At 40.9% G+C, this 22,534-nt stretch carries 23 protein-coding genes and 1 riboswitch; of the genes, 16 read left to right on the top strand and 7 right to left on the bottom strand.

Going from position 1 to position 22,534, the window contains the following annotated elements; translation table 11 throughout:
* Nucleotides 1–4 precede the first annotated feature (4 nt).
* The 3 genes from DFR63_RS02175 to DFR63_RS02185 all read left to right on the top strand — a co-directional run bounded on the left by DFR63_RS02175 (nt 5) and on the right by DFR63_RS02185 (nt 3,796).
* On the top strand, nt 5–997 hold the full coding sequence (locus DFR63_RS02175; protein ID WP_115884106.1) for a sensor histidine kinase: 993 nt from the start codon (nt 5–7) through the stop codon (nt 995–997).
* Between the two features lie 101 nt (nt 998–1,098).
* Nucleotides 1,099–1,860 carry an ABC transporter ATP-binding protein gene (locus tag DFR63_RS02180; protein ID WP_115884107.1) on the top strand — a complete coding sequence of 254 codons (762 nt, stop codon included), beginning with the start codon at nt 1,099–1,101 and terminating at the stop codon, nt 1,858–1,860.
* Nucleotides 1,847–3,796 (top strand): FtsX-like permease family protein, encoded by a 1,950-nt coding sequence (locus tag DFR63_RS02185; RefSeq protein WP_115884108.1) that lies wholly within the window; start codon nt 1,847–1,849, stop codon nt 3,794–3,796. The genes DFR63_RS02180 and DFR63_RS02185 overlap by 14 nt, the downstream gene beginning before the upstream one ends.
* Before the next feature lie 88 nt (nt 3,797–3,884).
* On the opposite strand, the gene DFR63_RS02190 is transcribed toward DFR63_RS02185, so the two are convergent.
* Entirely contained in the window at nt 3,885–4,532 is a 648-nt protein-coding gene (locus DFR63_RS02190; protein ID WP_115884109.1) for a queuosine precursor transporter, read from the bottom strand.
* 47 nt (nt 4,533–4,579) lie between these two features.
* Nucleotides 4,580–5,068 carry a preQ(1) synthase gene (gene queF, locus DFR63_RS02195; RefSeq protein WP_115884110.1) on the bottom strand — a complete coding sequence of 163 codons (489 nt, stop codon included), beginning with the start codon at nt 5,066–5,068 and terminating at the stop codon, nt 4,580–4,582.
* Between the two features lie 51 nt (nt 5,069–5,119).
* Nucleotides 5,120–5,165: riboswitch (PreQ1 riboswitch) on the bottom strand.
* Between the two features lie 136 nt (nt 5,166–5,301).
* Between queF and DFR63_RS02200 the strand changes: the two genes are divergently transcribed.
* Nucleotides 5,302–6,213, top strand: a complete 912-nt coding sequence (locus DFR63_RS02200; RefSeq protein ID WP_115884111.1) for an alpha/beta hydrolase — start codon at nt 5,302–5,304, stop codon at nt 6,211–6,213.
* 15 nt (nt 6,214–6,228) lie between these two features.
* Here DFR63_RS02200 and DFR63_RS11700 read toward each other — a convergent pair whose 3' ends face one another.
* Nucleotides 6,229–6,444: a hypothetical protein gene (locus DFR63_RS11700; RefSeq protein WP_115884112.1), complete on the bottom strand. Its 216-nt coding sequence runs from the start codon at nt 6,442–6,444 to the stop codon at nt 6,229–6,231.
* 80 nt (nt 6,445–6,524) lie between these two features.
* Here DFR63_RS11700 and DFR63_RS02210 point away from each other — a divergent pair, with 80 nt between their 5' ends.
* The 8 genes from DFR63_RS02210 to DFR63_RS02245 all read left to right on the top strand — a co-directional run bounded on the left by DFR63_RS02210 (nt 6,525) and on the right by DFR63_RS02245 (nt 15,095).
* The gene (locus DFR63_RS02210; protein ID WP_115884113.1) at nt 6,525–7,148 is read left to right on the top strand and encodes a GNAT family N-acetyltransferase; all 624 of its coding nucleotides are present in this window, start codon (nt 6,525–6,527) and stop codon (nt 7,146–7,148) included.
* A 21-nt stretch (nt 7,149–7,169) separates the two neighbouring features.
* Nucleotides 7,170–8,348 (top strand): M20 metallopeptidase family protein, encoded by a 1,179-nt coding sequence (locus DFR63_RS02215; RefSeq protein ID WP_115884114.1) that lies wholly within the window; start codon nt 7,170–7,172, stop codon nt 8,346–8,348.
* Entirely contained in the window at nt 8,348–9,631 is a 1,284-nt protein-coding gene (locus DFR63_RS02220; protein ID WP_115884115.1) for an amidohydrolase, read from the top strand. The genes DFR63_RS02215 and DFR63_RS02220 overlap by 1 nt, the downstream gene beginning before the upstream one ends.
* A gap of 119 nt (nt 9,632–9,750) precedes the next feature.
* Nucleotides 9,751–11,292 carry an L-glutamate gamma-semialdehyde dehydrogenase gene (pruA, locus tag DFR63_RS02225; protein ID WP_115884116.1) on the top strand — a complete coding sequence of 514 codons (1,542 nt, stop codon included), beginning with the start codon at nt 9,751–9,753 and terminating at the stop codon, nt 11,290–11,292.
* 294 nt (nt 11,293–11,586) lie between these two features.
* Nucleotides 11,587–12,729: a CitMHS family transporter gene (locus DFR63_RS02230; RefSeq protein ID WP_245954106.1), complete on the top strand. Its 1,143-nt coding sequence runs from the start codon at nt 11,587–11,589 to the stop codon at nt 12,727–12,729.
* Nucleotides 12,730–12,859: 130 nt separating this feature from the next.
* Complete coding sequence (locus DFR63_RS02235; protein ID WP_115884117.1) at nt 12,860–13,228, top strand: hypothetical protein; 369 nt, start codon at nt 12,860–12,862, stop codon at nt 13,226–13,228.
* Between the two features lie 155 nt (nt 13,229–13,383).
* Nucleotides 13,384–14,730: a thermonuclease family protein gene (locus DFR63_RS02240; RefSeq protein ID WP_115884118.1), complete on the top strand. Its 1,347-nt coding sequence runs from the start codon at nt 13,384–13,386 to the stop codon at nt 14,728–14,730.
* 164 nt (nt 14,731–14,894) lie between these two features.
* Entirely contained in the window at nt 14,895–15,095 is a 201-nt protein-coding gene (locus DFR63_RS02245; RefSeq protein ID WP_135098129.1) for a cold-shock protein, read from the top strand.
* A 301-nt stretch (nt 15,096–15,396) separates the two neighbouring features.
* On the opposite strand, the gene rpsD is transcribed toward DFR63_RS02245, so the two are convergent.
* Both rpsD and DFR63_RS02255 read right to left on the bottom strand, forming a co-directional pair.
* The gene (rpsD, locus tag DFR63_RS02250) at nt 15,397–15,999 is read right to left on the bottom strand and encodes a 30S ribosomal protein S4 (protein ID WP_115884120.1); all 603 of its coding nucleotides are present in this window, start codon (nt 15,997–15,999) and stop codon (nt 15,397–15,399) included.
* A 219-nt stretch (nt 16,000–16,218) separates the two neighbouring features.
* Nucleotides 16,219–16,689: a GAF domain-containing protein gene (locus DFR63_RS02255; RefSeq protein WP_115884121.1), complete on the bottom strand. Its 471-nt coding sequence runs from the start codon at nt 16,687–16,689 to the stop codon at nt 16,219–16,221.
* Nucleotides 16,690–16,804: 115 nt separating this feature from the next.
* On the opposite strand from DFR63_RS02255, the gene DFR63_RS02260 reads away from it, so the two are divergent.
* From DFR63_RS02260 to DFR63_RS11705, 4 genes are all read left to right on the top strand, one after another.
* A complete protein-coding gene (locus DFR63_RS02260; protein WP_115884122.1) occupies nt 16,805–18,499 on the top strand; it encodes a septation ring formation regulator EzrA in 1,695 nt (564 codons plus the stop codon).
* Nucleotides 18,500–18,556: 57 nt separating this feature from the next.
* A complete protein-coding gene (locus DFR63_RS02265; protein ID WP_115884123.1) occupies nt 18,557–19,684 on the top strand; it encodes a cysteine desulfurase family protein in 1,128 nt (375 codons plus the stop codon).
* Nucleotides 19,681–20,883: a tRNA uracil 4-sulfurtransferase ThiI gene (thiI, locus tag DFR63_RS02270; RefSeq protein WP_115884124.1), complete on the top strand. Its 1,203-nt coding sequence runs from the start codon at nt 19,681–19,683 to the stop codon at nt 20,881–20,883. Before DFR63_RS02265 ends, thiI begins: the two co-directional genes overlap by 4 nt.
* A gap of 80 nt (nt 20,884–20,963) precedes the next feature.
* Complete coding sequence (locus DFR63_RS11705) at nt 20,964–21,128, top strand: hypothetical protein (protein WP_162842260.1); 165 nt, start codon at nt 20,964–20,966, stop codon at nt 21,126–21,128.
* A gap of 120 nt (nt 21,129–21,248) precedes the next feature.
* Here DFR63_RS11705 and DFR63_RS02275 read toward each other — a convergent pair whose 3' ends face one another.
* Both DFR63_RS02275 and DFR63_RS02280 read right to left on the bottom strand, forming a co-directional pair.
* A complete protein-coding gene (locus DFR63_RS02275) occupies nt 21,249–21,632 on the bottom strand; it encodes a cytidine deaminase family protein (RefSeq protein WP_115884125.1) in 384 nt (127 codons plus the stop codon).
* 15 nt (nt 21,633–21,647) lie between these two features.
* On the bottom strand, nt 21,648–22,445 hold the full coding sequence (locus tag DFR63_RS02280; RefSeq protein WP_115884126.1) for an NAD kinase: 798 nt from the start codon (nt 22,443–22,445) through the stop codon (nt 21,648–21,650).
* Between the last annotated feature and the right edge of the window lie 89 nt (nt 22,446–22,534).

Raw genomic sequence — 22,534 nt, forward strand, 5'->3', positions numbered from 1 at the left:
GGTTATGTATTTTAAAGAAAACATTCCTGTCTTCCTGCTGTTTATGAGTTTTAACGCGGTGATTCTGTTTATCGGCTATGTGGATAACAGCATACCGAATGTTGCTGTGACCTACATTTTTTGCTTCAATCTGCTGATTTTTGCGGCATATATTCTGTGGGACTTGCTTAGAAAGAGACAGTTCAATAATGAGTTTCAAAAGCTCGAATCACTGGAGGATACTGCCGGGATGACGGAAGGAAATACTCCGCAGCAGCGTATAATCTACGGCAAACTCAATGAGATGAGAATGATTCACCAGCATGAGCTCGACCGTGAATCGCAGAAAACACGTGAAAATCTGGATGAGCTGACTCGCTTTATACATGACATGAAAATGCCGGTGACGACGATGAAGCTGATGATTGATGATTTGGACGTGAAAGAGAGGGAGAAACTGGCTGTGGAATGGACCCGGCTCAACAGCATGCTGAACGAGGTGCTGTACTTAAAACGTCTGCCGAATATTAAAAATGATCTATATATAGAAGAAATTAATCTTGAGAAACTTTTAAACGTTTCCATAAAAAAACTGAGGGATATATGTATGCGGAAGAATATCGGTTTTGATATTCATCTCCATGAAAGAGCCGTCCATACAGACAGAAAATGGATGCAGTTTGTCATCGACCAGCTTATTACGAATGCAGTCAAGTATTCGGAAGATAATGATATTGTTATAAAAGGACAAATGATAGAAGCCCGGATGATTTTAACTGTAACGGATTACGGCAGAGGAATTAAAGAAAAAGATGCAGGACGCATATTCGAAGCGGGCTTCACTTCGACGAGCAATCATGACGATGAACAGTCCACCGGCATGGGCCTCTATTTAACGAAAGAAGTGTGCGACGTGCTGGGTATTTATATAGATATTGAGTCTGTCTACAGTGAATATACAACGGTAACTTTAACGTTCAGCGAGGCGAATGAATTCAGTAAAATCACTATGAAGTGACGAAAATGTCACTTTATAGTGTTTTTTGTTCGCTGAATCAAACGATTAAGCAATAAAAACAGTATAAACTGAAGTTAACCAATGAAACAGGAGGAGTTCTTATGCTGTTAAAAGCAACAGATATTAAAAAAAGTTATGGTAATAAATTCAATCGGACAGAAGTGCTGAAAGGTATAGATATTAATTTAAATAAAGGTGAATTCGTTTCAATTATGGGAGCATCGGGTTCGGGCAAGACGACTCTCTTAAACGTCCTCAGTTCAATCGATAATGTAACAAGCGGCCATATTTATATAGACAGCGTAGATTTCACGACTTTAAAAGATAAAAAACTCGCTGACTTCAGAAAGAATGATCTTGGATTTATTTTCCAGGATTACAATCTTCTCGATACACTGTCGGTCAAAGAAAATATTATGCTGCCGCTGTCCATACGTTCTATGTCAAAAAAAGAAGCGGAAGCACAGTTTGACAGTGTAGCGGGGCAACTTGGCATCAAAGAACTTGCCGGAAAATATCCGGGACAGATATCGGGCGGCCAGGCTCAGCGTACAAGTGCTGCCCGGGCTTTTATCCACCAGCCGAAAATCATCTTTGCGGATGAACCGACGGGTGCACTGGATTCAAAATCCGCAAGCGGCCTCTTAAAAAAATTACAGCAGTTAAATGAAACATTAAATACCAGCATTTTAATGGTAACGCACGACCCGACAGCGGCAAGCTTTTCACACCGGGTAATTTTTTTAAAAGACGGTCAAGTGTATACGAGCCTGTCGCGCGGCGAAATGATTCAGGATGCGTATTACAGTGAAATTCTGGATACGCAGCGTGTATTAGGCGGTGTCGTTGATGAAGCTGAATAATCTGGTCATAAAAAACTTTTTACGCAATCTTAAAAATTACGCGCTGTATATATTTGCACTGGTATTCAGTGTAGCGCTGTTTTTCTCACTCTTAACGCTGACGCTCGATGAGACAGCGATGGAAGAAATTGCTGGCAGCACACCGATGACAGCCTTATTCTCAGTCGGTTCAGTAACTGTTGTTATTATAATCATTCTGTTTGTAATGTTTGCGAATATGATTTTTATCAAAAGACGCCACAAGGAACTGGCGCTGTTCCAGCTGATCGGCATGAACAGAAATAAAATATTTAGAATTTTACTGCTTGAAAATTTCCTTATATATTTTGGCAGTCTGATCGGCGGTATTGTACTCGGTTTCTTTATTTCGAGACTGCTCCTGATGCTGCTTTTAAAAATTATGCGTGTTGATATGATGGTGGAGATGAACTTCTCACTGACTGCTGTAGTGATTACAGCTGCAGTATTTGTATTTATTTTTATCGTGCTGATGATTCAGAACTACGTATTCTTAAAACGTTCATCACTGATTAAGATGCTGAAACTGAACAAGACTTCGGAGAGTACCGGCAAACCGCTTGGTAAAATGACGATTGTACTTGGAATCGCCGGTATTGCTATGATTGCGCTCGGCTATTATATGTCGCAGACGATGTTTGAACGGGCGATGGAAAATCCAATAATGCTGCCTGTCTATATGGTTGCGATCTTATTCCTGACGATAGCGGGCACTTATATCACTTTTAAATACTCAGTCGCATTTATTTTAAACATGATCCGCAAAAGCAAGAACGGTCACGTCAGTGTGAATGATGTACTGTCAGTAACAAGCGTTATGTTTAAAATGCGCTCAAATGCATTTCTGCTGACAGTGATTGCGGTTATAACGGCTATCAGTATTACCTCGATGTCATTATCATATATCACATACTATTCTACGGATAAAATGCTCGAGAGTACGACCCCTTACGATTATACAGTTGAGAATTCCGAAGATCTGGACTTCTATGAAAAACTGCTGAATGATAACGATTATGAAATTGACAGAATTGAAAAATCATTTATGCACTACAGTATAGTAAGAACAGATGAAAATACCGATCTGCCTGAAGGTGAAGAGACCGGAATGGACAGCAATGAAATAGGTATTGTTGTTGCAAGTGATGAGGAATTTGACGGATTTGACGTTGCAGAAAACGAAACGAAAGTTACGGGAACGCTCGCGATACTCGATATGTTCATGTCATTTGAAGAAGGCGATCCTGTGACATTTACCAACGGTGCAGATTTTGAAAGAACAGTAGAAGTGACAGATAAGACAAGTGACGGCATCTTACCATCGAACTTATCATTCGCTTTACCGGTACTCATTATCGATGACGCAGTATATCAGGAACTCGCTGATAATCAGCCTGAAGAAAACGAAGAATTTGAAATGCCGTCGGAATTGTATGCCTTTAATATCGTCGGCGGTGATAATGATGAAATCCTTGAAATGATGGATAAGGAAGAGCATCCGTCATTCAGCTCGAAACTGCTGGACTATAAAGAAATGACACAGATGTCAGGAATGATGGCATTTATAGTAGGCTTTCTCGGCTTTGCCTTCCTGCTGACATCAGGCTGCATTCTGTACTTTAAACAAATTGACGAATGCGAAGAAGAAAAAGGCAGTTATAAAGTGCTGCGCAAACTTGGATTCTCAGAGGGAGAAATATTAAAAGGACTTGCTCTTAAAATGATTATTTCATTCGGTATTCCTTTAGTTATCGGTCTTCTGCATTCACTGTTTGCAGTTAAATCCGGATGGTTTATCTTCGGGATTGAAATGTGGACACCGACCCTGATCGTAATGGGTGTCTACACGGTACTGTATTCAATATTTGCTTTAATGTCACTCGGTTATTACCGGAAAATAGTCAGAAAAAGTATATAAAACTAAAAAAACTTCCGCTGTCTTTTGGACAATGGAAGTTTTTTTAGTTTCTGACACAATGAGCGGTTCTCATCGTCACGAAAGCCGGCTAATAAAACTGTTCAGTGACATTTTTCAATAAAGCCCGTTCTTTATCGAGCTGTTTTCGGACAACACCGACGAGCAGATACACTATCGGCGTATCCAGCAGCACGATAATAATTTTAGCGATGTACTGCATAAAGATCATGCTGATTAATACATTCGCCGGTACCGTGCCAATAAAAGCAATCACGATAAAAATACTCGTATCAGCAAATTGTGTAATTACTGCTGAAAAGTTATTGCGGAGCCACAAATGTCGTCTGCCGTGACGTTCTTTTAATTTATGAAAGATAAACACATCGAGGTTCTGACTGACGAGATAAGAGACCAGACTCGCGATAATGACCTGGAAGCTGCCCCCTAAAATCATCTCGTATTCCGTCTGCATTTCAAAGAACGGTGCAGCCGGCACTTCTATTGCTATGTAGATGAAAATTAAAACGATGAGCTGTGTAACAAAGCCTGCGCGTATAGCGCGCGCCGCCATCTTTTTACCGTATACTTCACCGATAACATCGGTAATTAAAAATGTTGCCATATAAACGATAACAGCGGCGGGTAAATCAAATCCAAAAATCGTAAATACTTTAACTGCCAGTATGTTTGAAACAACGAGCAGTCCCGCAAACAGTGCGGTTAAATAAAATATCAATATGTACCCTCCATTTTAAAATGGAAGAAATTCTTAGCCGGTCACTCTTATCTGTTGTCTATCTTTTCCGGGTACAAATCGTGATTCATCATGCGGTGGTCAGCCATCTCTTCATATTTCGTTCCCGGTCTCCCGTAATTTACGTACGGATCAATGGAGATGCCGCCGCGGGGTGTGAACTTGCCCCAGACTTCTATGTATTTCGGGTCCATCAGTTTAATGAGGTCATCCATAATCATATTCATGCTGTTTTCATGGAAGCCGCCGTGGTTGCGGAAGCTGAACAGGTATAATTTCAAGGCTTTGCTTTCAACCATTTTCACATCGGGAATGTAGCTGATGTAAATCGTTGCAAAGTCCGGCTGGCCTGTCATCGGACACAGCGTTGTAAATTCAGGACAGTTAAATTTAACAAAATAATCGCGGCCGATATGACCATTTTCAAACGTTTCCAGAATTTCCGGATTATAATTAAATTTATATTCTACATTTTGATTTCCCAATAAACTTAAATCTTTTGAATAATCATCTGTCATTATAAAAATCCTCCTTAAATTAAAAAAACATGAGCCCGAAGGCACATGTTGTGTGTCTTAGTTTTTTTAAGAGGGTGCGGCTAAGAACCTCTTCGTAATTTATTTTCCAGTACTCATTATACATAGAGCAAAGAGAAAGGTCTATACTGTGTTTTTTGTAAGTGGATACATGATTCTTCATATAGTCAGCAGTTTTTTGGTACTATTAAAGTAACAAGAGTACGGAGGTACGGATGATGGAAATCAAAAAGTTTAAAGTAGGTAATTATCATGCAGAAGTCACAGCTTTTTTAGGTGATTCAGGTGTCAAAGTCGAAGCGAAGCCGGCCGTCGTCATTTGTCCCGGCGGCAGTTATATGTATGTATCAAAACGCGAAGCTGAACCAGCAGCTTATGAATTTCTGGCTCAGGGCTATCAAGTATTTATACTGCGCTATTCAACGATAGGAACAAGGCTTGAAGCTGAAGGAAAAGAAGCGACGCGGGATGAAATGTACAAAATCGCTGCAGGGCTGGAACCTGAAGAAATTCTCGGTTCCGAGTTTCCGAATCCCTTAATTGAGCTGGCACTCACGATGACTCATATCCGCGAAAATATTCATGAATATAACGTGGATGCGGATAATATCGGTGTCCTCGGATTTTCAGCAGGCGGCCATCTGGCAGCAAGTCTCGGTGTGCACTGGAATCAGCTGTGGCTGAGTGAGCGGGTCGGAAAAGAATCCAGATGGTACCGCCCGAACTTTCAAGTATTAAGTTATCCGATACTGGATTACGATCTTAACAGAATTATTGCCGAAGAAAGAGGCATCGGAGATCCTAAATACATGTCGATGGCGAGCCGTATGGTATTCGGGCAAGCGATAGAAGCGGATACTCTCGATAAAGCAACAGTGAAGAATTATGTATCTGAAAACACGCCGCCCACTTTTATTTGGCATACGGGTGAAGACAAACTTGTATTTATAAAAAATGCGCTGGATTTTGCGGATGCGCTCGAACGTCACAATGTGCCCTGGGAACTCCACACTTTCCATAAAGGCGATCACGGTTTAAGTACCGCGACAAAAATAACAGGAAAAGTAAATACCCACGTACAAAAGTGGGTGCCGCTAATGTTTGAATGGCTGGAAGATATTAAATAAAAAAACAGCCGTATTTTAACGGCTGAAATTTAAATTATATTCCAAATATAATTCTGTATGATCCGGATAGATTAATTCAATCAGTATATTGTCTTCATCAAAAGAACTATTTTTACTCATACAGTTATATATAGAAGAATCTAAAGGTGGTTTTCCCACATCTTTATCAGTGATCAGTTTAAAAAATGTTTTGTCATTGCTGGAGTTCATACATTTCACTAATATATTCATTTTACACCAACTCCTCAATATATTAATAACCGATTTCAAGAGTTTTAAACATCATTATAATATGGAAGGAAGAGATAAATATGAACTTTGTAAAACTGACTTTAAATGATATCGAAGAGATTTTAGAACTGCAGAATTCCGTGTATGATTTTTTAGAACAAAAGGAAGTTCTCGAAAAACTGTCGAGGGAAGAATTTGAGAAAGGTGTAAACCAGGGCTATGTTGCAGGTGTATTTCATGAGAATAAATTAATTGCAGTGCGGACAATGTATATCCCGGATATTGATGAAGAAGAGCACCTGGCTGATGATGTCGGGGTGAGGAGAGAACAATCCATTTACTCTGAAATCTCTCTCGTTGATCCTGAGCACAGGGGGCAGGGGCTGCAGACAGAAATGGGCAGGTATTTAATTGAGCAGGTGCGTGCGAGCGGAGATTTTGATTATATTTTTTCAACTGTAATGCCGACGAATCTGCCAAGTTTGAAAGATAAATTTAAACTCGGCTTTAAAATAATGAGAACAAGATTGAAATATAACGGCAAGAGACGTCATGTTCTCTATCTGCCTTTAAATGAAAATATAGAAGTTTCAGGAGAAGTTTTGAAAATTAAATACGATAATTACGACTGGATGATGAACGCCGGACAGGATTATATCGGAGATGCTTTGAACGGTGAATTTATTGAATATTATAAGAAATAATTATATAGGGAGTGAGATGCAGTGGACATAAATGAAAATATTATTAACGATGCAATCGAATTTAGGAGAGTACTTCATCTTCACCCGGAGTTAAGCACAGGTGAATATGAAACGTCAAAACGCATTCAGGAAAAATTAACAGAGTTCGATATTCCCTATCAGACAGGGTTTGCTGATACAGGAGTCCTCGGGATTATAAAAGGTGAACAGGAAGGTGGAATTATCGGTATCAGAGCGGATATCGATGCACTGCCGATTACTGAAGCTTCCGGAGAAGAATTTACTTCGCTGAATGAAGGTGTCATGCACGCCTGCGGTCATGATGCACATACGTCAATGCTCCTTCATGCCGGGAAAGTGCTGAATGACAATAAAGATAAAATTAAAGGAACTATACTGTTGATTTTCCAGCCGGCGGAAGAGCTGTCACCGACGGGCGGCGCAAAACGCATGCTGGAAGATGGAGTGTTCGATGAATACACTCCGGATATGCTGCTTGCCCAGCACGTCTGGCCGGATCTTGCAGTCGGGAAATTCGGTGTAATGGCCGGACCGATTATGGGGAATTCAGACCGTTTTAAAATTACAATTAAAGGTTCCGGCGGGCATGCTTCTATGCCTCACAGTACGACGGATGCACTTATTGTCGGCAATCAGGTTGTCAGCGCACTGCAGACAATTGTGAGTCGCAACACGGATCCTATGCAGCCGGCAGTTGTAACAGTCGGGCGTTTTACAGCCGGAACAAAACACAATGTTATCGCGGAAACAGCGGAACTTGAAGGAACTATCCGCACCCAGTCGGATAAAACCAAAGAGCTTGCTAAAAAACGCTTTTTTGAAATTGTTGAACAGGTTACTGCTGCTATGGGAGCAGAGGCTGACATTGAGTTTTACGACGGATATCCTGCAACGGTAAACGACACAGAATGGGCGGCACAGCTGAAAAAATCGGTTAATAAGCTGTACGGCGAGGAAGCGACACCGGCCCTCCTGCCAAGTCTCGCTGGAGAAGATTTCAGCCGTTTCCTTTTAGAGTATCCGGGAGTGTACTACTGGCTCGGTACATCGGTTGGAGAAGGACAAAAACCGCTGCACAATCCTGCTTTCAGACTCAATGAAGATGCTTTTAAATACGGTATTACAGCGATGGTTCATATGGCATTAGATTCTTTAAATAAGCTTTCGGGGGAACAATAATGACAGATATTCAGCAAAAACTGATTGCAACACGCCGTAAATTTCACCGTTTTCCGGAAGTCGGTTTTACGGAATTTATAACGACATATGAAATTTATAAAACTTTGAAACCGATGGACTACACTCTTTATCTTGGAGACGATGTGCTCTTAAGAAGTGCCCGGGTAGGTGTGCCTGGAAAAGATGCATTTCTGCACAGCTATAAAAGGGCAGCAGAATATGGTGTTCCTGAGGAGTTTTTAGACTATGTAAAAGAAGGCACTACAGGAGTAATTGCTACGCTCGATACGGGAAAACCCGGTCCGCATTTTGCAGCGAGATTTGATATAGACGGCCTGCCGATTACAGAATCCGCGGATGAAGATCATATCCCGGAAAAGGGAGGTTTTAAATCTCTTCACGAAGGAGAAATGCATGCCTGCGGGCATGATGGTCATATTACGACAGGTTTATTTTTAGCTGAGTATATCAATGCTGAAAAAGACAATCTTAAAGGCAGGTTTACGCTGATTTTTCAGCCTGCGGAAGAAAGTGTGCGCGGGGCAAAATCAGTCGTCGAAAAAGGCTGGCTGGATGATGTTGATTATTTCTTTTCCGGTCATCTCGGCATTAGAAATCTGCCTGTCGGGACTGTCAGCGCTGGAACGACCGATTTTCTGGCAAGTTCAAAATTCGATGTAAAGTTCACAGGAAAGTCAGCACATGCAGGTGTTGAACCTGATTCAGGAAATAATTCTCTCCTTGCAGCTTCGGCCGCCGCTTTAAATTTAAATGCGATTGCACGTCACGGCAAGGGCAGAACGCGGATTAACACCGGTACACTCAGTGCAGGGAGCGGCAGAAATGTCATTGCTGACACTGCATTTATGGAAATTGAAACGCGCGGAGAAACAACTGAACTTAATCATTATATGTACAATAAAGCAAAAACAGTCATCCAGGCCGCTGCAGATATGTATGAAAATGAAGCGGAAATCATAGATATGGGTGAAGCACCGAATGCCGCATGTTCAAAAGAACTGATTGAAACAGTTAAAGAAGCGGTCAAACACAACAGCAAGATTACTGACTTGAAAGAAACACTGCCGCTTGGAGCTTCGGAAGATGTGACGATGATGATGGAACGGGTTCTTAAAAAAAATGGCAAAGCGACTTATATGCTCTTTCCGTTTGCTTTAAAATACGGTCATCATCATCCGAAATTTGATTTGGATGAGAGCGTTTTACACGTTGCCGTATCAACATATATAGATATTGTGAACTGGCTGATGAAAAACGGCTAAATATTTAAATAATTAACCTGAATCAGTTGGACAATTTAACAAATAATGTTATCTTAAAAATGCGGAAACAATTAAATAAGTTTTATATTTTTATCAAAAAACAAAGGAGAATTTATTTTATGATACCGTACAAGCATGAACCATTTACAGATTTCTCGTTAGACGAGAACAAAGAAGCATTAAACAAGGGGTTTGAAACAATTAAAAAAGATTTTGGATCGGATTATCCGTTGATCATTAACGGTGAACGCATCTTTACTGATAAAAAACTGGAATCATATAACCCGGCTAAAAAATCAGAAATCATCGGCAACATGTCACAGGCTGGTGAAAAAGAAGCACTGCAGGCAATGGAGGCTGCTAAAGAAACATTTAAAGAATGGAGAAAATCTTCATTTGAATTCCGTTCTGATGTATTGTTCAAAGCAGCTGCAATTGTACGTAAAAGAAAATTCGAATTTACAGCAGTGCTTGTAAAAGAAGCCGGAAAACCATGGAAAGAAGCGGACGCAGATACTGCAGAAGCAATTGATTTCCTTGAATATTATGCAAGACAAAACCTTGAATTAAAAGACGGACGCAAAGTTGAATCACGTCCGGGTGAATTCAATAGATTTGATTACATTCCACTAGGCGTCGGCCTTGTTATTTCTCCATGGAACTTTGCGTTTGCAATCATGGCGGGTACGACATCGGCTGCGCTTGTAACAGGGAATACAGTATTACTAAAACCATCATCTAAAGCGTCGGTAATTGCTTACAAATTTATCGAAGTGCTCGAAGAAGCAGGTCTGCCTAAAGGCGTGGTCAACTTCATTCCAGGTTCAAGCCGTGAAATCGGTGATCTGCTGGTTGAACATAAAGATACTGCATTTGTATCGTTCACAGGTTCAAGAGATGTCGGTGTAAGCATTTATGAAAAAGCAGCCATCGTCCAGGATGGGCAGGTTAACCTTAAACGTGTTATCGCTGAAATGGGCGGTAAAGATACTATCGTTGTTGACAGCACTGCAGATCTTGACCTTGCAGCAGACGCAATCGTTAAATCAGCATTCGCCTTCAGCGGACAGAAATGTTCAGCATGTTCACGCGTTATCGCCTTATCGGACATCCACGATGAATTACTTGAAAAAGTAGTGGAGAGAACGAACAAACTGACAATCGGCGACCCTGAAAATGACAATTACATGGGCCCTGTTATCGATGACGCTTCTGTTGAAAAAATTGAGAAGTATCTTGAAATCGGTAAAGAAGAAGGAGAACTTAAAGCTGGCGGCAAGATCGACAACGAAACAGGCCACTTCGTTCACCCGACAGTATTCGCAGGACTTAAGCATGATGACCGTTTAATGCAGGAAGAAATTTTCGGGCCGGTAGTCGGTTTCGCAAAAGCGGATAACTTCACAGAAGCTATCGAATTTGCAAACGATACAGACTACGGTCTGACAGGTGCTGTTATTACTAAAAACAGAGAGCACATTGAAGAAGCACGCCGCGACTTCATGGTAGGTAACTTATACTTCAACCGCGACTGCACAGGTGCAATCGTCGGCTACCACCCATTCGGCGGATTCAAGATGTCAGGTACAGACTCTAAAGCAGGCGGACCGGATTACCTTCAGTTGCACATGCAAGGTAAAACAACTTCAGAAATGCTTTAAGATATTAAATTTTAAGGATAATCAGTTCTATTTGAACTGGTTATCCTTTTTTATTTGCATTTATTGAGGGTCTGGGACTTTGGATTGTCATGCCTATGCATCAGGCCATTCGTATACATGAGGTTCTGTCATGCCTATGCATCAAGGCATTCGTATACATGAGGCTCTGTCATGCCTATGCATCAAGGCATTTGTATACATGAGGTTCTGTCATGCCTATGCATCAAGGCATTCGTATACATGAGGTTCTGTCATGCCTATGCATCAAGGCATTCGTATACATGAGGTTCTGTCATGCCTATGTATCAAGTCATGTTTATCTTTGCGATTCTTTTCTTTGGAATTATGCAGGATACAGGAATGTTTAATCCGCTTATTACCAAAATGGTCAGGTTATCCCGGGGTAATGTTATTCTGGTTTCCATGGCTACGGTAATTATTGGGGCAATTGCTCACTTGGATGGTTCGGGTGCTTCGACTTTCCTGATTACCATACCGGCTTTGCTGCCTTTATATAAAAAATTGAATATGAGTCCTTATATGCTCGTCATGCTAATCGGTATGAGCGCGAGTATTATGAATATGGTACCGTGGGGCGGACCGCTCGGACGAACTGCCGCGGTACTCGGTGTGGATTCCTCAGAATTATGGCAGCCGCTTATTCCGCTCCAGGCTGTGCTGATTGTACTGCTTATTGCTATGGGAGCACTGGTCGGCAGTTTGGAGAAAAAAAGACTCCTTAAAAATGGAACGCTGACTGAAGGAATCAATTTTGATAATTTCAACGTGAAAGGTGACAGTAACAGTGAAGCAACATCTTTGGAAAGACCGAAACTTCTCTGGTTTAATCTTCTGCTCACACTTGCTGTGGTCGGTCTGCTGATGTCAGGGCTACTCCCTGCAGGGTTGATATTTATGCTGGCGGTAAGTATTGCCTTGCCGATAAACTACAGGAATATGGATTTGCAAATGGACCGTATTAAAGCCCATGCACCAAGTGCTTTAATGATGGCAGCGATTATTCTGGCAGCAGGATCCTTCCTTGGCATCCTCGGGAACACAGGGATGCTTGATTCACTTGCAGAAGACATGGTAGTTATACTCCCTGCCTTCCTCGTGCCGTTTCTGCATTATATTATCGGTTTCTTTGGTGCACCGCTGGAACTGGTACTTAATACAGATGCATATTATTTTGCTCTCCTTCCAGTAGTAGAGCAGATTGTATCGACTCACGGTGTTGACAGTATTACCGCAGCTTACTCTATTATGATCGGAAATGTTATCGGAACCTTCATCAGTCCGTTTTCTCCGCCCTTATGGCTGGCTGTCGGACTGGCAGGAATTGAGATGGGGCGTTATATAAAATATGCTATCTTCTGGGTTTGGGGATTCAGTGTCCTTGCAATGGTGGCAGCGTTTGTAATGGGAATTATTTAATACTTAATAATCAAAGCAGTATGAACTCTTAGGAGGTCATGCTGTTTTTAATTAGTTAATTATAAGCTTGAAAAGATTGAGCAGTTAGAGGATAACTGAAGTGAAAATTGCTGCACACTGGAGTGGTAATATGGAGAATACGGATGATTTAAGCATTACTGTCAAACGCCGAACCTGGTTTTTACGAATGACGACACCCGTAAAGATTCAATTTAATGGAAGACTAATAGGAACCGTTGAATCTTTTAAAGAGAAGGAGATGGAGTCAAAGGCTAATATTAAAGCCGGCGACAGTATACTGATAAAAGATACACTGTTCGGTAAAACTGCAAATATTCTTTTGGCAGTATGGACTGTTATATTTTTAAGTAATCCTATAGTGTCAGCTCTGTCTGATCCAAATACAGAACCATTTATACCAGTGACCGGTCTGGTTATTTTAATAATATACCTCGTCATATGTACTGTTTCTATTTTTTGCGGCAATATAAAATTGTGATAGAACCAAAGATATAAGGACGAAATTCTAAAAAATACTCAAAATGGTGGATTGAGACGTTCCAACTTGTTCAAAATTTCCATTAAATGTTTATTCACAGATGCTTTTTATCACGTATAATAAAGAGATATGAATATTAATGGAGAGTAGACAAAATGAGTATTATATTCGGTTTTTTGATTTTTATTTCAACAATTTCTACAGCGGTCTTGTTTGGACTTGCGATGCACGGGCACTGGACTGATAAGGATCAGAGCGGATCTTTTTGGAAACCGGTATTTGTGCTGCTGGCTGTGTCCGGCATTCTGATGATTAACCGTGCGCTGATTGTAGACGGCGCGACGATTAATGAAGCATTTTTAATTCTATGGGTTATGGTGTCAATCGCGATGTTTATATCGATGGCATCAAGCCGTTTTTATAAATTAAAGTACAAGGAAAAAGGAAAATTCAGTAAAATTTCACGCAACGCATTTATTCTCGGTTTTATAATATTTCTTTTATTTGTATTTACCTTGCCGGGAACAAATGTTGAAGAAGGAGCAGCTGCTACTGAGTCAGAAACTGTAGAGAAAGCTAAGGATATCGTCCAGGATAATGAAGCAGGCACTGAAGCAGAAAAAGAGGCGGAAGAACAACGTTTGACTGCTGAAAAAGAGAAAGAGGAAGCGGCCAAGGAAAAAGCTCAGGCTGAACAAGAAGAACGTGAAAAGGCTGAGAGAGAAGCTGCAGAGAAAGAGCAGGCGGAGAAAGAAAAAGAAGAAAAACTTGCTGCTGAAAAGACGGCTAAGGAGAAAGAAGAGAAACAGAAAGCTGAAAAAGAGAAGCAGGAGAAAGAGAAAGACTCTGCTGCCAAGGATGGTCTCGCGGAAGTAGAACTTTATCGTGTAGTCGATGGTGATACTGTTCACGTTCTGGACAGCGACAACAATACATTGAAGTTAAGACTTCTCTTGATTGATACACCGGAAACGGTTCACCCGAACAAGCCTGTAGAACCATTTGGTCCTGAAGCTTCGGCGAGAATGACGGAGCTTATGAACAATGCAGAAGAGCTGTATATTGAGTATGACGAAGGGGCTAAGACGGATCATTACGGCAGATATCTTGTGTACCTGTATGCTGATGGCGTAAACGTGCACGAAGTGCTGCTGGAAGAAGGACTTGCGAGGGTCGGTTATATTTATGAACAGCAGCGCTATCTGTCAGAATTCCGGGAGAAAGAGCAGTATGCAAAAGATAACCAGCTTGGCATCTGGTCAATTCCCGGCTACGTAAACGAGGACGGCGAAGGTTTTAACAGTGAAGAGGAAGAAATTGCTGCTGAAGCGGAACCTGAGATTAACACGGAGCAAAATGCAGAAAGTGCTTCAGGTACTTCATATAACTTCGCCAACTGTACCGAATTAAGAACTGTGTTTCCGGAAGGCGTAGGAAGTGACCATTCTGCTTACCAGCCGAAAATGGACAAAGATAAAGATAACTGGGCGTGTGAAAATTAAAGATATTTCTAATTTAGGTTGGCTTATTGGTCAGACCATGGTATATTAAGAGTGTAGTTTTTAAGGCAAAGTTTAAATAGTTTCTCTTCATTATTTGAAAAAACTCTTTTAAATGTTTAAAACTGCAAAAATAACACGTGCATAAGCACAAGGAGGTTTTTTCAATGAATGAAGGAACTGTAAAATGGTTTAACGGAGAAAAAGGTTTTGGTTTCATCGAGCAAGAAGCAGGAGACGACGTGTTCGTACACTTCTCAGCTATCCAAGGTGAAGGATACAAAACTTTAGAAGAAGGTCAAAAAGTTACTTTTGAAATCGAAGAAGGACAACGCGGACCACAAGCTGTCAACGTTGCAACTGTTTAATAAATAGTTTAATTTTTTAGAGAGACACCTCAGGGTGTCTCTTTTTTGGTTTCTATATTTATATGGTTACCTTGATAAGAAATAGATTTATGTTAATTTTTTGCGGTTTTTCTCCTCTGCTTGTGATAAGTTGTTGCACATTGTCAAAGACACGGTGACGGGATGGAACTGTTAAAGTATGATATTAAATCACCGTCGTCGTCCAGCTCTCCAATCACTCACACCAAAATCTCAAAATACCCATTTAAAATACAAAAAAACCCGAAACCATTTAATAATGATTTCGGATTTCTCAAACTTATTATCTTGAGTAGAATTCAACGATTAACTGTTCGTTAATGTCGGCGTTTAATTCACTGCGTTCTGGCAGTCTGTCGAAAGTAACTTCTAAGTTATCTTTGTTGAATGTTAAGTACTCAGGTGTGAAGTTGCTTAATTCAACAGCTTCAGCAATGATATCAAGGTTACGTGATTTTTCACGCACTCCGATAACCTGACCTGGTTTAACGATAAATGAAGGGATGTCTACACGTTTGCCATCCACAGTGATGTGACCGTGGTTAACTAACTGACGTGCTTGACGCTGTGTGCGGGCAAGTCCTGAAGCACGAACGATTGCGTCTAATCTAGTCGCAAGCAAGATCATGAAGTTCTCACCGTGAACACCTTTCATTTTACCTGAACGGTCGAATAAAGTGCGGAATTGACGTTCGTTAATTCCATACATGTAACGGAGTTTTTGTTTCTCCTGTAATTGCATACCGTACTCTGATAATTTAATTCTTTGTGTTGGACCGTGCTGACCCGGCGGGTACGGACGACGTTCCAATTCTTTGCCTGTGCCAGTCAGGGAAATTCCTAAGCGGCGTGATTTTTTCCAGATTGAACCTGTAAAACGAGCCATAATTAGCTCCTCCTTATGTTTTATAATATATGCAAAAAACATCATAAGGGAATAATCTCCTGCGAGGGTATACGATTTAAAGTGCCTTCGCCTCATAGCATTGGTTACGCAGCACACCAACCGCGGGGACCGCATACTTACTTGCAATGATTATCCGCTACTTATACTGTTCATTTACACAATAATTCATTTTACACTCTTCGTTCCCAACTGTCAACGTTAAATATAGTCTATCAGTGTATCAACAAAGGCTTTTAAGCCGTTGCGGTCTTCTTCTGTGAAACGTTCGTAAATCGGCGCATCAATATCGAGCACTCCGATGCCTTTGCCGTCTTTGTACAGCGGCAGAACGATTTCGGATTTGCTGTTTGCGTCGCAGGCGATGTGACCAGGGAATTCATTTACATCATCCACGATAAAAATATCGTTGCCGCGGAAAGCTGTACCGCATACGCCTTTGCCGTTTTCAATGCGTACGCATGCAGGGAGCCCCTGGAACGGTCCGAGTACTAATTCATTCGTTTTTTCTTCATATAAGTAGAAACCGACCCAGTTAATATCTTTAAGGAAATAATTTAAAAGGCTGGATGCGTTTGACAGATTCGCAATTCTGTCCGTTTCATCTTCGATAAGACTTTTCAGCATTTTGTTGAGTGTCTCGTAATCTTTAATTTCAATATTAGTAAACATATTATGCCTCCGTGCGTTTTATGTATATTGGTGATTTTAAAGAATTATACATTTATATGTTTTGCAACGCAACGTTTTGAGCTATAATTGAGTATATATCTAGGAGGTAAAGTGTATGTGGGTGTATATATTAATCGCGATTATCATTTTGGTTATCGTGGCAGCAGCTGTACTGCTGTACTTAAGATCTGTAAAAACACAAATGATTGATACTCAATACAGCAGACTGCATGAAGTAAATCAGCTTCCATTTAAATTGGATTTAGTGAAATTAAAAAACTATAACCTGCACGGCGAAGCGAAAGAGCTTTACGACAAATGGCAGGATGAATGGAACGAAACATTAAATACTCATAGTACACATGCAACAAATGCACTTGAACAGTCTAAAATAAACGTTGAGCAATTTAAATTTGCCAAAAGTACAAAAAATAATGAGCTCGCAGGGGAAAATATCGAGATTATTAAAAATAAGTACGATGAACTGACTGAAGAAGTTGCAGGGTTTACAAAAGCTGTTGAAGAGGGGAAGCATCAGAATATTGAAAGCGAACGCTTGTACCGCGAAGCAAAACGCGATGTGCTCGCCAACGGCCACAAATTCGGAGATGCGAAAAAACCGCTGGAAGAAGTTATTAAAGCTTATGAGCCGGAAGTTGCAAGGTACGAAAAAATGGTCAATGATGGAAATTATCTGCGTGCCAATGAGTTTATCTTCAACACTTACAACGAACTGCTGAACTTAAAAGACAGCATGGATGAAATTCCGAAACTTATTAAAGAAGTTCAAAAAGAACTGCCGCAGCAGTTCCAGGAACTGCGCTACGGCTGCAGAGATTTGCGTGCCAAGGGATACGATCTTGACCACATTAAAGTCGAAAACAGGTTGTCAACGCTGAAAAGTAACTTAAACCGTGTTGAACCGCTGGTTGCTAAACTGGAGCTTGAAGAAGCCGACTCCATTTTAGAGAGTATTCACGATGAGCTGGACGATATGTATGAACTTGTAGAGCATGAAGTTAATGCGAAGAATAAGTTCGACGGCGGCAAGGATGTTATTACAGATGAATTATTTAACGCCAAAGCATTGAACTATACACTGCGCACTGAAATCGATTATATTAAAGATCAGTATCATATCGATGAATCTGATGTTCAAAAGGTAATGAATTATGAAAACGAAATTGAAAATCTGATTTCGATTTACAGCGGTATGATTGAAGAAACTGAGAAAAACACGACGCGCTACAGTGCTATCGTGGATAATATCGATTATTTAAAAAATAATGCGCATACGATTCATGAAGAACAGAACAGCATTCAGGAGCATCTGGTCAGTTTGCGTGAAGATGATGCGGAAGCTCGTGAGAATCTGCGTTACGTCAATGACCGGAAAGAAAAGGTGTACCGTGAACTGATGGCATCGAACCTTGTAACACTGCCTGAGCAGTTTATCGTTATGAAGCATGAAATTGAAGTGAATATTAAAGAAATTGAAAATTACTTCAGCCGGCGCCCGCTGAATGTGGAATACGTTAAAGCCAAAGTAAATGATACTGTTCTGATGATGAATAAATTTGAACAGGAAGCATATGCGGTGATGAGAGATTCAGAGCTGACGGAGCTGATGATTCAGTACGGCAACAGATTCCGCAGTACGGATGCGGATTTGAATGCTCATTTAAATGAAGCAGAGCGCTTATTTAAAGAAAACCGTTACAAACGTGCACTGGACGTTGCTAAAGATGCAGTGGAAAGTGTGGAGCCCGGCAGTGCGGCGAAAATAGAAAAACAATATGATAATAATTAACATCATGACTTAGGATATGTCATATCCTAAGTCATTTTATGTGAGAGGTGAATTAGGATGATATATTTTGATAATGCGGCGACGACAGCACCTTACAAAGAGGCACTTAAAACATATATAACAGCGAGTGAAAAATATTTTTACAATACAGCAAGTATTCATCAGAGCGGCAAAGATGCAGCGAAGCTGCTTGAAGCGGCTCGTGCTCAAATACTGGATCTGATGGGCTTGAAGACTTATGATTTAGTTTTTACAGCAAGTGCGACGGAAAGTAATAATATAGCGATTCAAAGTATGCTGAGACAAAAGAAACAGTTCGGCAGTACGATATTGACGAGTGAGCTCGAGCACCCGAGTATCGTCAACGTGCTGGAAGAAATGAAAAAGGATGGTTTTACGGTTAAGTATATTAATACGAATGAAGACGGCAAGGTAGATTTAGATCATTTAAAATCATTGCTGGATAGCGATGTTGTTTTCGTAACAGTGATGGCGCTGAATAACATTATCGGCAGCATCCAGCCGATAGAAGAAATTACCCGGATGCTTAAAGACTATCCAAAAGTTCATTTCCATGTCGATGCGACTCAAGCGATCGGCAAGACGGACTTGAATTACAACGGTGTCGATACAATCAGTATTTCCGCCCATAAATTTAACGGAGTAAAAGGCATCGGGGGGCTGTTTATAAGGGATCTCGCAACAATGAGACCTATCCAGTACGGCGGAGGGCATGAGTATAATGTCAGAAGCGGGACAGTCAATCTGCCTGGAGCGGTGTCAATGGCTAAAGCACTCCGTCTGACGCTCGGTGAGGCGCGTGAAGTAAAGGAAAGACTGTCGCAATTTAATGAGAAAATAAGAACGGCTGTACGGGACCTCCCATTTATTTATCTTCAGCCGAAGGCAGCGTCTTATATCGTGAACATGGCATTTATCGGCGCAAAAGGCGAAGTAGTCGTAAACGCCTTATCAAAACGCGGTATCGCGGTGTCGACGACAAGCGCCTGCGCATCTAAACTTGCCACGTTGAACGAGACGCTGCTCGCCTTAAATAATGAAGATAAAATTATCGAGGGCAGCATCCGTATATCGATGGGGCGTCATACAAGTGAAGATGATGTAAATAAATTGATTACTGCTTTACGAGAGGTTTACGAAGAATTAGGAGATGTACTGAAATGAAATTTGATCACATATTAATACGCTACGGCGAACTGACACTGAAAACAAAAAACAGAAAAATGTTTGTAAATGCACTTCGCGAACGGATGATGAAGGCACTGAAACAGTATGACGTACAAATTAAAGCGAATCGAGACCGCGCATATATCGTTTTAAACGAAGAAGATCCGCATGAAATTATTGATAAACTGACTAATATCAGCGGTATTTTAAGCATGTCACCGGTCGTCAGACTGAAAAAAACGGATGAGGCAATGAAGGAAACCGCTCTTAAATTTTCTAATGAAATTGAAACGGGCCATTCTTTTAAAATAGAAGTGAAACGGGCGGACAAGCAGTATCATCTGGATACCTACGGCGTTCAGCAGCTGCTGGGCAACCACGTCTTCGAAAACACATCGCATCTTACAGTTAACGTCAAAAATCCAGATTATAAAATACTGGCAGAAATAAGACCAGATGCAATTTACATGTACTACGAAACGATTAAAGGACTTGGCGGCCTGCCGCTCGGCACCGGCGGCAAAGCGCTTCTCATGCTGTCAGGCGGAATTGACTCGCCGGTAGCGGGAATTGATATTATGCGCCGCGGTGTGGAAATCGAAGCGATTCACTTTCACTCTCCGCCTTACACGAGCCCGCAGGCGACTGATAAAGTTAAGGCACTCGTCGATATTATGAGTGAAAGAACGGGTTATGATATTAAACTTCACATCGTTCCGTTTACAGAACTGCAGACAACCTTGTATGACCGAATTCCGGATAACTTGTCGATGACTTCGACACGCCGTATTATGCTCCGCATCGCTGAAAAATTAACTAAGAAAATTGGCGGAGAAGCAGTCGTCAACGGTGAAAACCTCGGGCAGGTTGCTTCGCAGACCTTGACAAGCATGTACGCGATAAATGAAGTGACCACACTGCCGGTTCTCCGTCCGCTGCTCACTTTAGAGAAAAATGATATCGTGAAAATGGCAAAAAAAATGGGAACATATGAAACTTCCATTCTGCCATTTGAAGACTGCTGTACAATTTTTAAACCGAAAGCACCGAAGACGAAACCATCATTGGAATCGGTGAAGAAATTCGAAGATGTCGTTGACTTTGAACCGATGATTGAAAAAGCGATGGAAAATATCGAAGTATATATGCCGTCGAAAAAAGAAAAAATTGAAGATGACTTCAGCGGTCTGCTGTAAGGCGTGTTATCCCGGAAGATTGACTTCCGGGGATTTTTTATATAGCTTGAAACTAAACTGAGAATTAAAGGGGAAAATTTATGAGAAGTTTAGGGTTCTTATGTCTGCTTGGTGTAATTTTGTTATTTGGCACGCTGGCTTTGGATTTACATAACTTTGGTCTGTTGACTTACGGACTTGGATTCATTTTAACTATTCTGGCAGCGTATTTTTTTGCTAAAGATAACAAAATGAAGAGAGAGTAATTTCTTTTAATACTGAACCGCCGTCGTCCTCGGAAACCGTCAAAAATCGTTAATTCTCCAAAAAGCCACACAAAAAGGCAGATCCTCTTCGAAATCTGAGGATCTGCCTTTTAAATTTGCTTATATATCCCAGCGCTCAGGAAGCAGCGCGCTCAAGGGAACAATTCTTTCTCCAGATACATGAACATTGCATTCATAATTTCTGTTATTTATCTGCACGATAAACTCCCTGCACCTGCCGCATGGCGGAAGTACACGGCCGTTACGGTGCACCGCGATAATTTCTTTAATGCGTGTTTCACCTGCCGTAACCATCGCTGCAATTGCTGAATGTTCTGCACAAAATCCGATGGAGCAGGCGACATCAATCGCAACGCCGGTGAATACATTATCATTTTCCGTCAAAAGTGCAGAAGCAACGTAGCCGGCTTTACCATTCCGCGCAAGTTTTCTTGGGCGCAGCGTATTTTGTGCTATCTTATGCAAATCAAGATTTTCTGTCATATTCCTCCGCCGCCTTTACAGGAAATTCCTCTGTGTTTTGTGCCAGAATGTATTGTTGTGCAGTCTGATAGTTTTAATTGTTTTATCACTTAACTTGATGCTCACTTTTTCAGTATTCTGCACACTTAGCGCTTCATTGTCCATGCTCATAATCGGGTAGTAATTATCGGACTGGTCGATAACTATTGTAATAGGACGTTCCTTAGACAGGAGAAAACTCGTTCCGAGTGTGCGGTGATTATTATTGTTGACACTGCCGAGTTCTGTTACCTGCATGGCACTAATCAGGGGATCAACTACAGCGCCGCCGAGCGATTTATTATAGCCGGTTGAGCCTGTCGGTGTCGAAACCACAATCCCGTCTCCATTAAAGTGTTCAAACAGAAAATCTTCTATGTAAATATCCATCATAATTGTGCGGACCAGACTCGAACGAAGCGTAAATTCGTTCAGGCAGTAATTGGGCTGATTATTATTTACTTTTACTTCGATTACAGGATAGTTGCGCATCTCAAAATTATTCAGTTTAAACACGCGTCTAATTTCAGAAAGATTATGGTAATTGAAGTCCACATACATATAATTGCGTTCTTCAATACCGATACCGATGTACATACAGTCGTTTCTAAAATCATTTTTTCTGATCGCCTGTAAAAAGGCGCCGTCTCCGCCAATCGATGCAACGATACTGGCGTCATTACAATTATCAACAGTTTTAATTCCGAACTCATCGAACAGGTTCACAAGATCGCTGACAATTTTTTTAGAATTTTTATTACTGGGTTCAAAGAAATAAATAGTATTATTTACCATATTTAAAGTACTCCTATATCTAAATAATTGCTTTATCCATCTTAGTTAATTATTAAATAATATAATTATTTCAAATTATATACTAGTGA

It is taken from the genome of Jeotgalicoccus halotolerans (assembly GCF_003387165.1).
Classification (GTDB): Bacteria; Bacillota; Bacilli; order Staphylococcales; family Salinicoccaceae; genus Jeotgalicoccus; species Jeotgalicoccus halotolerans.

Bases quoted from the DNA above. Each gene is read 5' to 3' on its own strand.
- DFR63_RS02220 (WP_115884115.1), top strand. From the start codon at position 8,348: ATGACAGATATTCAGCAAAAACTGATTGCAACACGCCGTAAATTTCAC.
- rpsD (WP_115884120.1), bottom strand. From the start codon at position 15,999: ATGGCTCGTTTTACAGGTTCAATCTGGAAAAAATCACGCCGCTTAGGA.
- DFR63_RS02175 (WP_115884106.1), top strand. From the start codon at position 5: ATGTATTTTAAAGAAAACATTCCTGTCTTCCTGCTGTTTATGAGTTTT.
- DFR63_RS02210 (WP_115884113.1), top strand. From the start codon at position 6,525: ATGAACTTTGTAAAACTGACTTTAAATGATATCGAAGAGATTTTAGAA.
- DFR63_RS02185 (WP_115884108.1), top strand. From the start codon at position 1,847: ATGAAGCTGAATAATCTGGTCATAAAAAACTTTTTACGCAATCTTAAA.
- DFR63_RS02230 (WP_245954106.1), top strand. From the start codon at position 11,587: ATGCCTATGTATCAAGTCATGTTTATCTTTGCGATTCTTTTCTTTGGA.
- DFR63_RS02235 (WP_115884117.1), top strand. From the start codon at position 12,860: ATGGAGAATACGGATGATTTAAGCATTACTGTCAAACGCCGAACCTGG.
- DFR63_RS11700 (WP_115884112.1), bottom strand. From the start codon at position 6,444: ATGAATATATTAGTGAAATGTATGAACTCCAGCAATGACAAAACATTT.
- DFR63_RS02280 (WP_115884126.1), bottom strand. From the start codon at position 22,445: ATGGTAAATAATACTATTTATTTCTTTGAACCCAGTAATAAAAATTCT.
- DFR63_RS11705 (WP_162842260.1), top strand. From the start codon at position 20,964: ATGAGAAGTTTAGGGTTCTTATGTCTGCTTGGTGTAATTTTGTTATTT.
- DFR63_RS02180 (WP_115884107.1), top strand. From the start codon at position 1,099: ATGCTGTTAAAAGCAACAGATATTAAAAAAAGTTATGGTAATAAATTC.
- DFR63_RS02275 (WP_115884125.1), bottom strand. From the start codon at position 21,632: ATGACAGAAAATCTTGATTTGCATAAGATAGCACAAAATACGCTGCGC.
- DFR63_RS02265 (WP_115884123.1), top strand. From the start codon at position 18,557: ATGATATATTTTGATAATGCGGCGACGACAGCACCTTACAAAGAGGCA.
- DFR63_RS02260 (WP_115884122.1), top strand. From the start codon at position 16,805: ATGTGGGTGTATATATTAATCGCGATTATCATTTTGGTTATCGTGGCA.
- DFR63_RS02255 (WP_115884121.1), bottom strand. From the start codon at position 16,689: ATGTTTACTAATATTGAAATTAAAGATTACGAGACACTCAACAAAATG.
- pruA (WP_115884116.1), top strand. From the start codon at position 9,751: ATGATACCGTACAAGCATGAACCATTTACAGATTTCTCGTTAGACGAG.
- DFR63_RS02240 (WP_115884118.1), top strand. From the start codon at position 13,384: ATGAGTATTATATTCGGTTTTTTGATTTTTATTTCAACAATTTCTACA.
- queF (WP_115884110.1), bottom strand. From the start codon at position 5,068: ATGACAGATGATTATTCAAAAGATTTAAGTTTATTGGGAAATCAAAAT.
- DFR63_RS02245 (WP_135098129.1), top strand. From the start codon at position 14,895: ATGAATGAAGGAACTGTAAAATGGTTTAACGGAGAAAAAGGTTTTGGT.
- DFR63_RS02200 (WP_115884111.1), top strand. From the start codon at position 5,302: ATGATGGAAATCAAAAAGTTTAAAGTAGGTAATTATCATGCAGAAGTC.
- thiI (WP_115884124.1), top strand. From the start codon at position 19,681: ATGAAATTTGATCACATATTAATACGCTACGGCGAACTGACACTGAAA.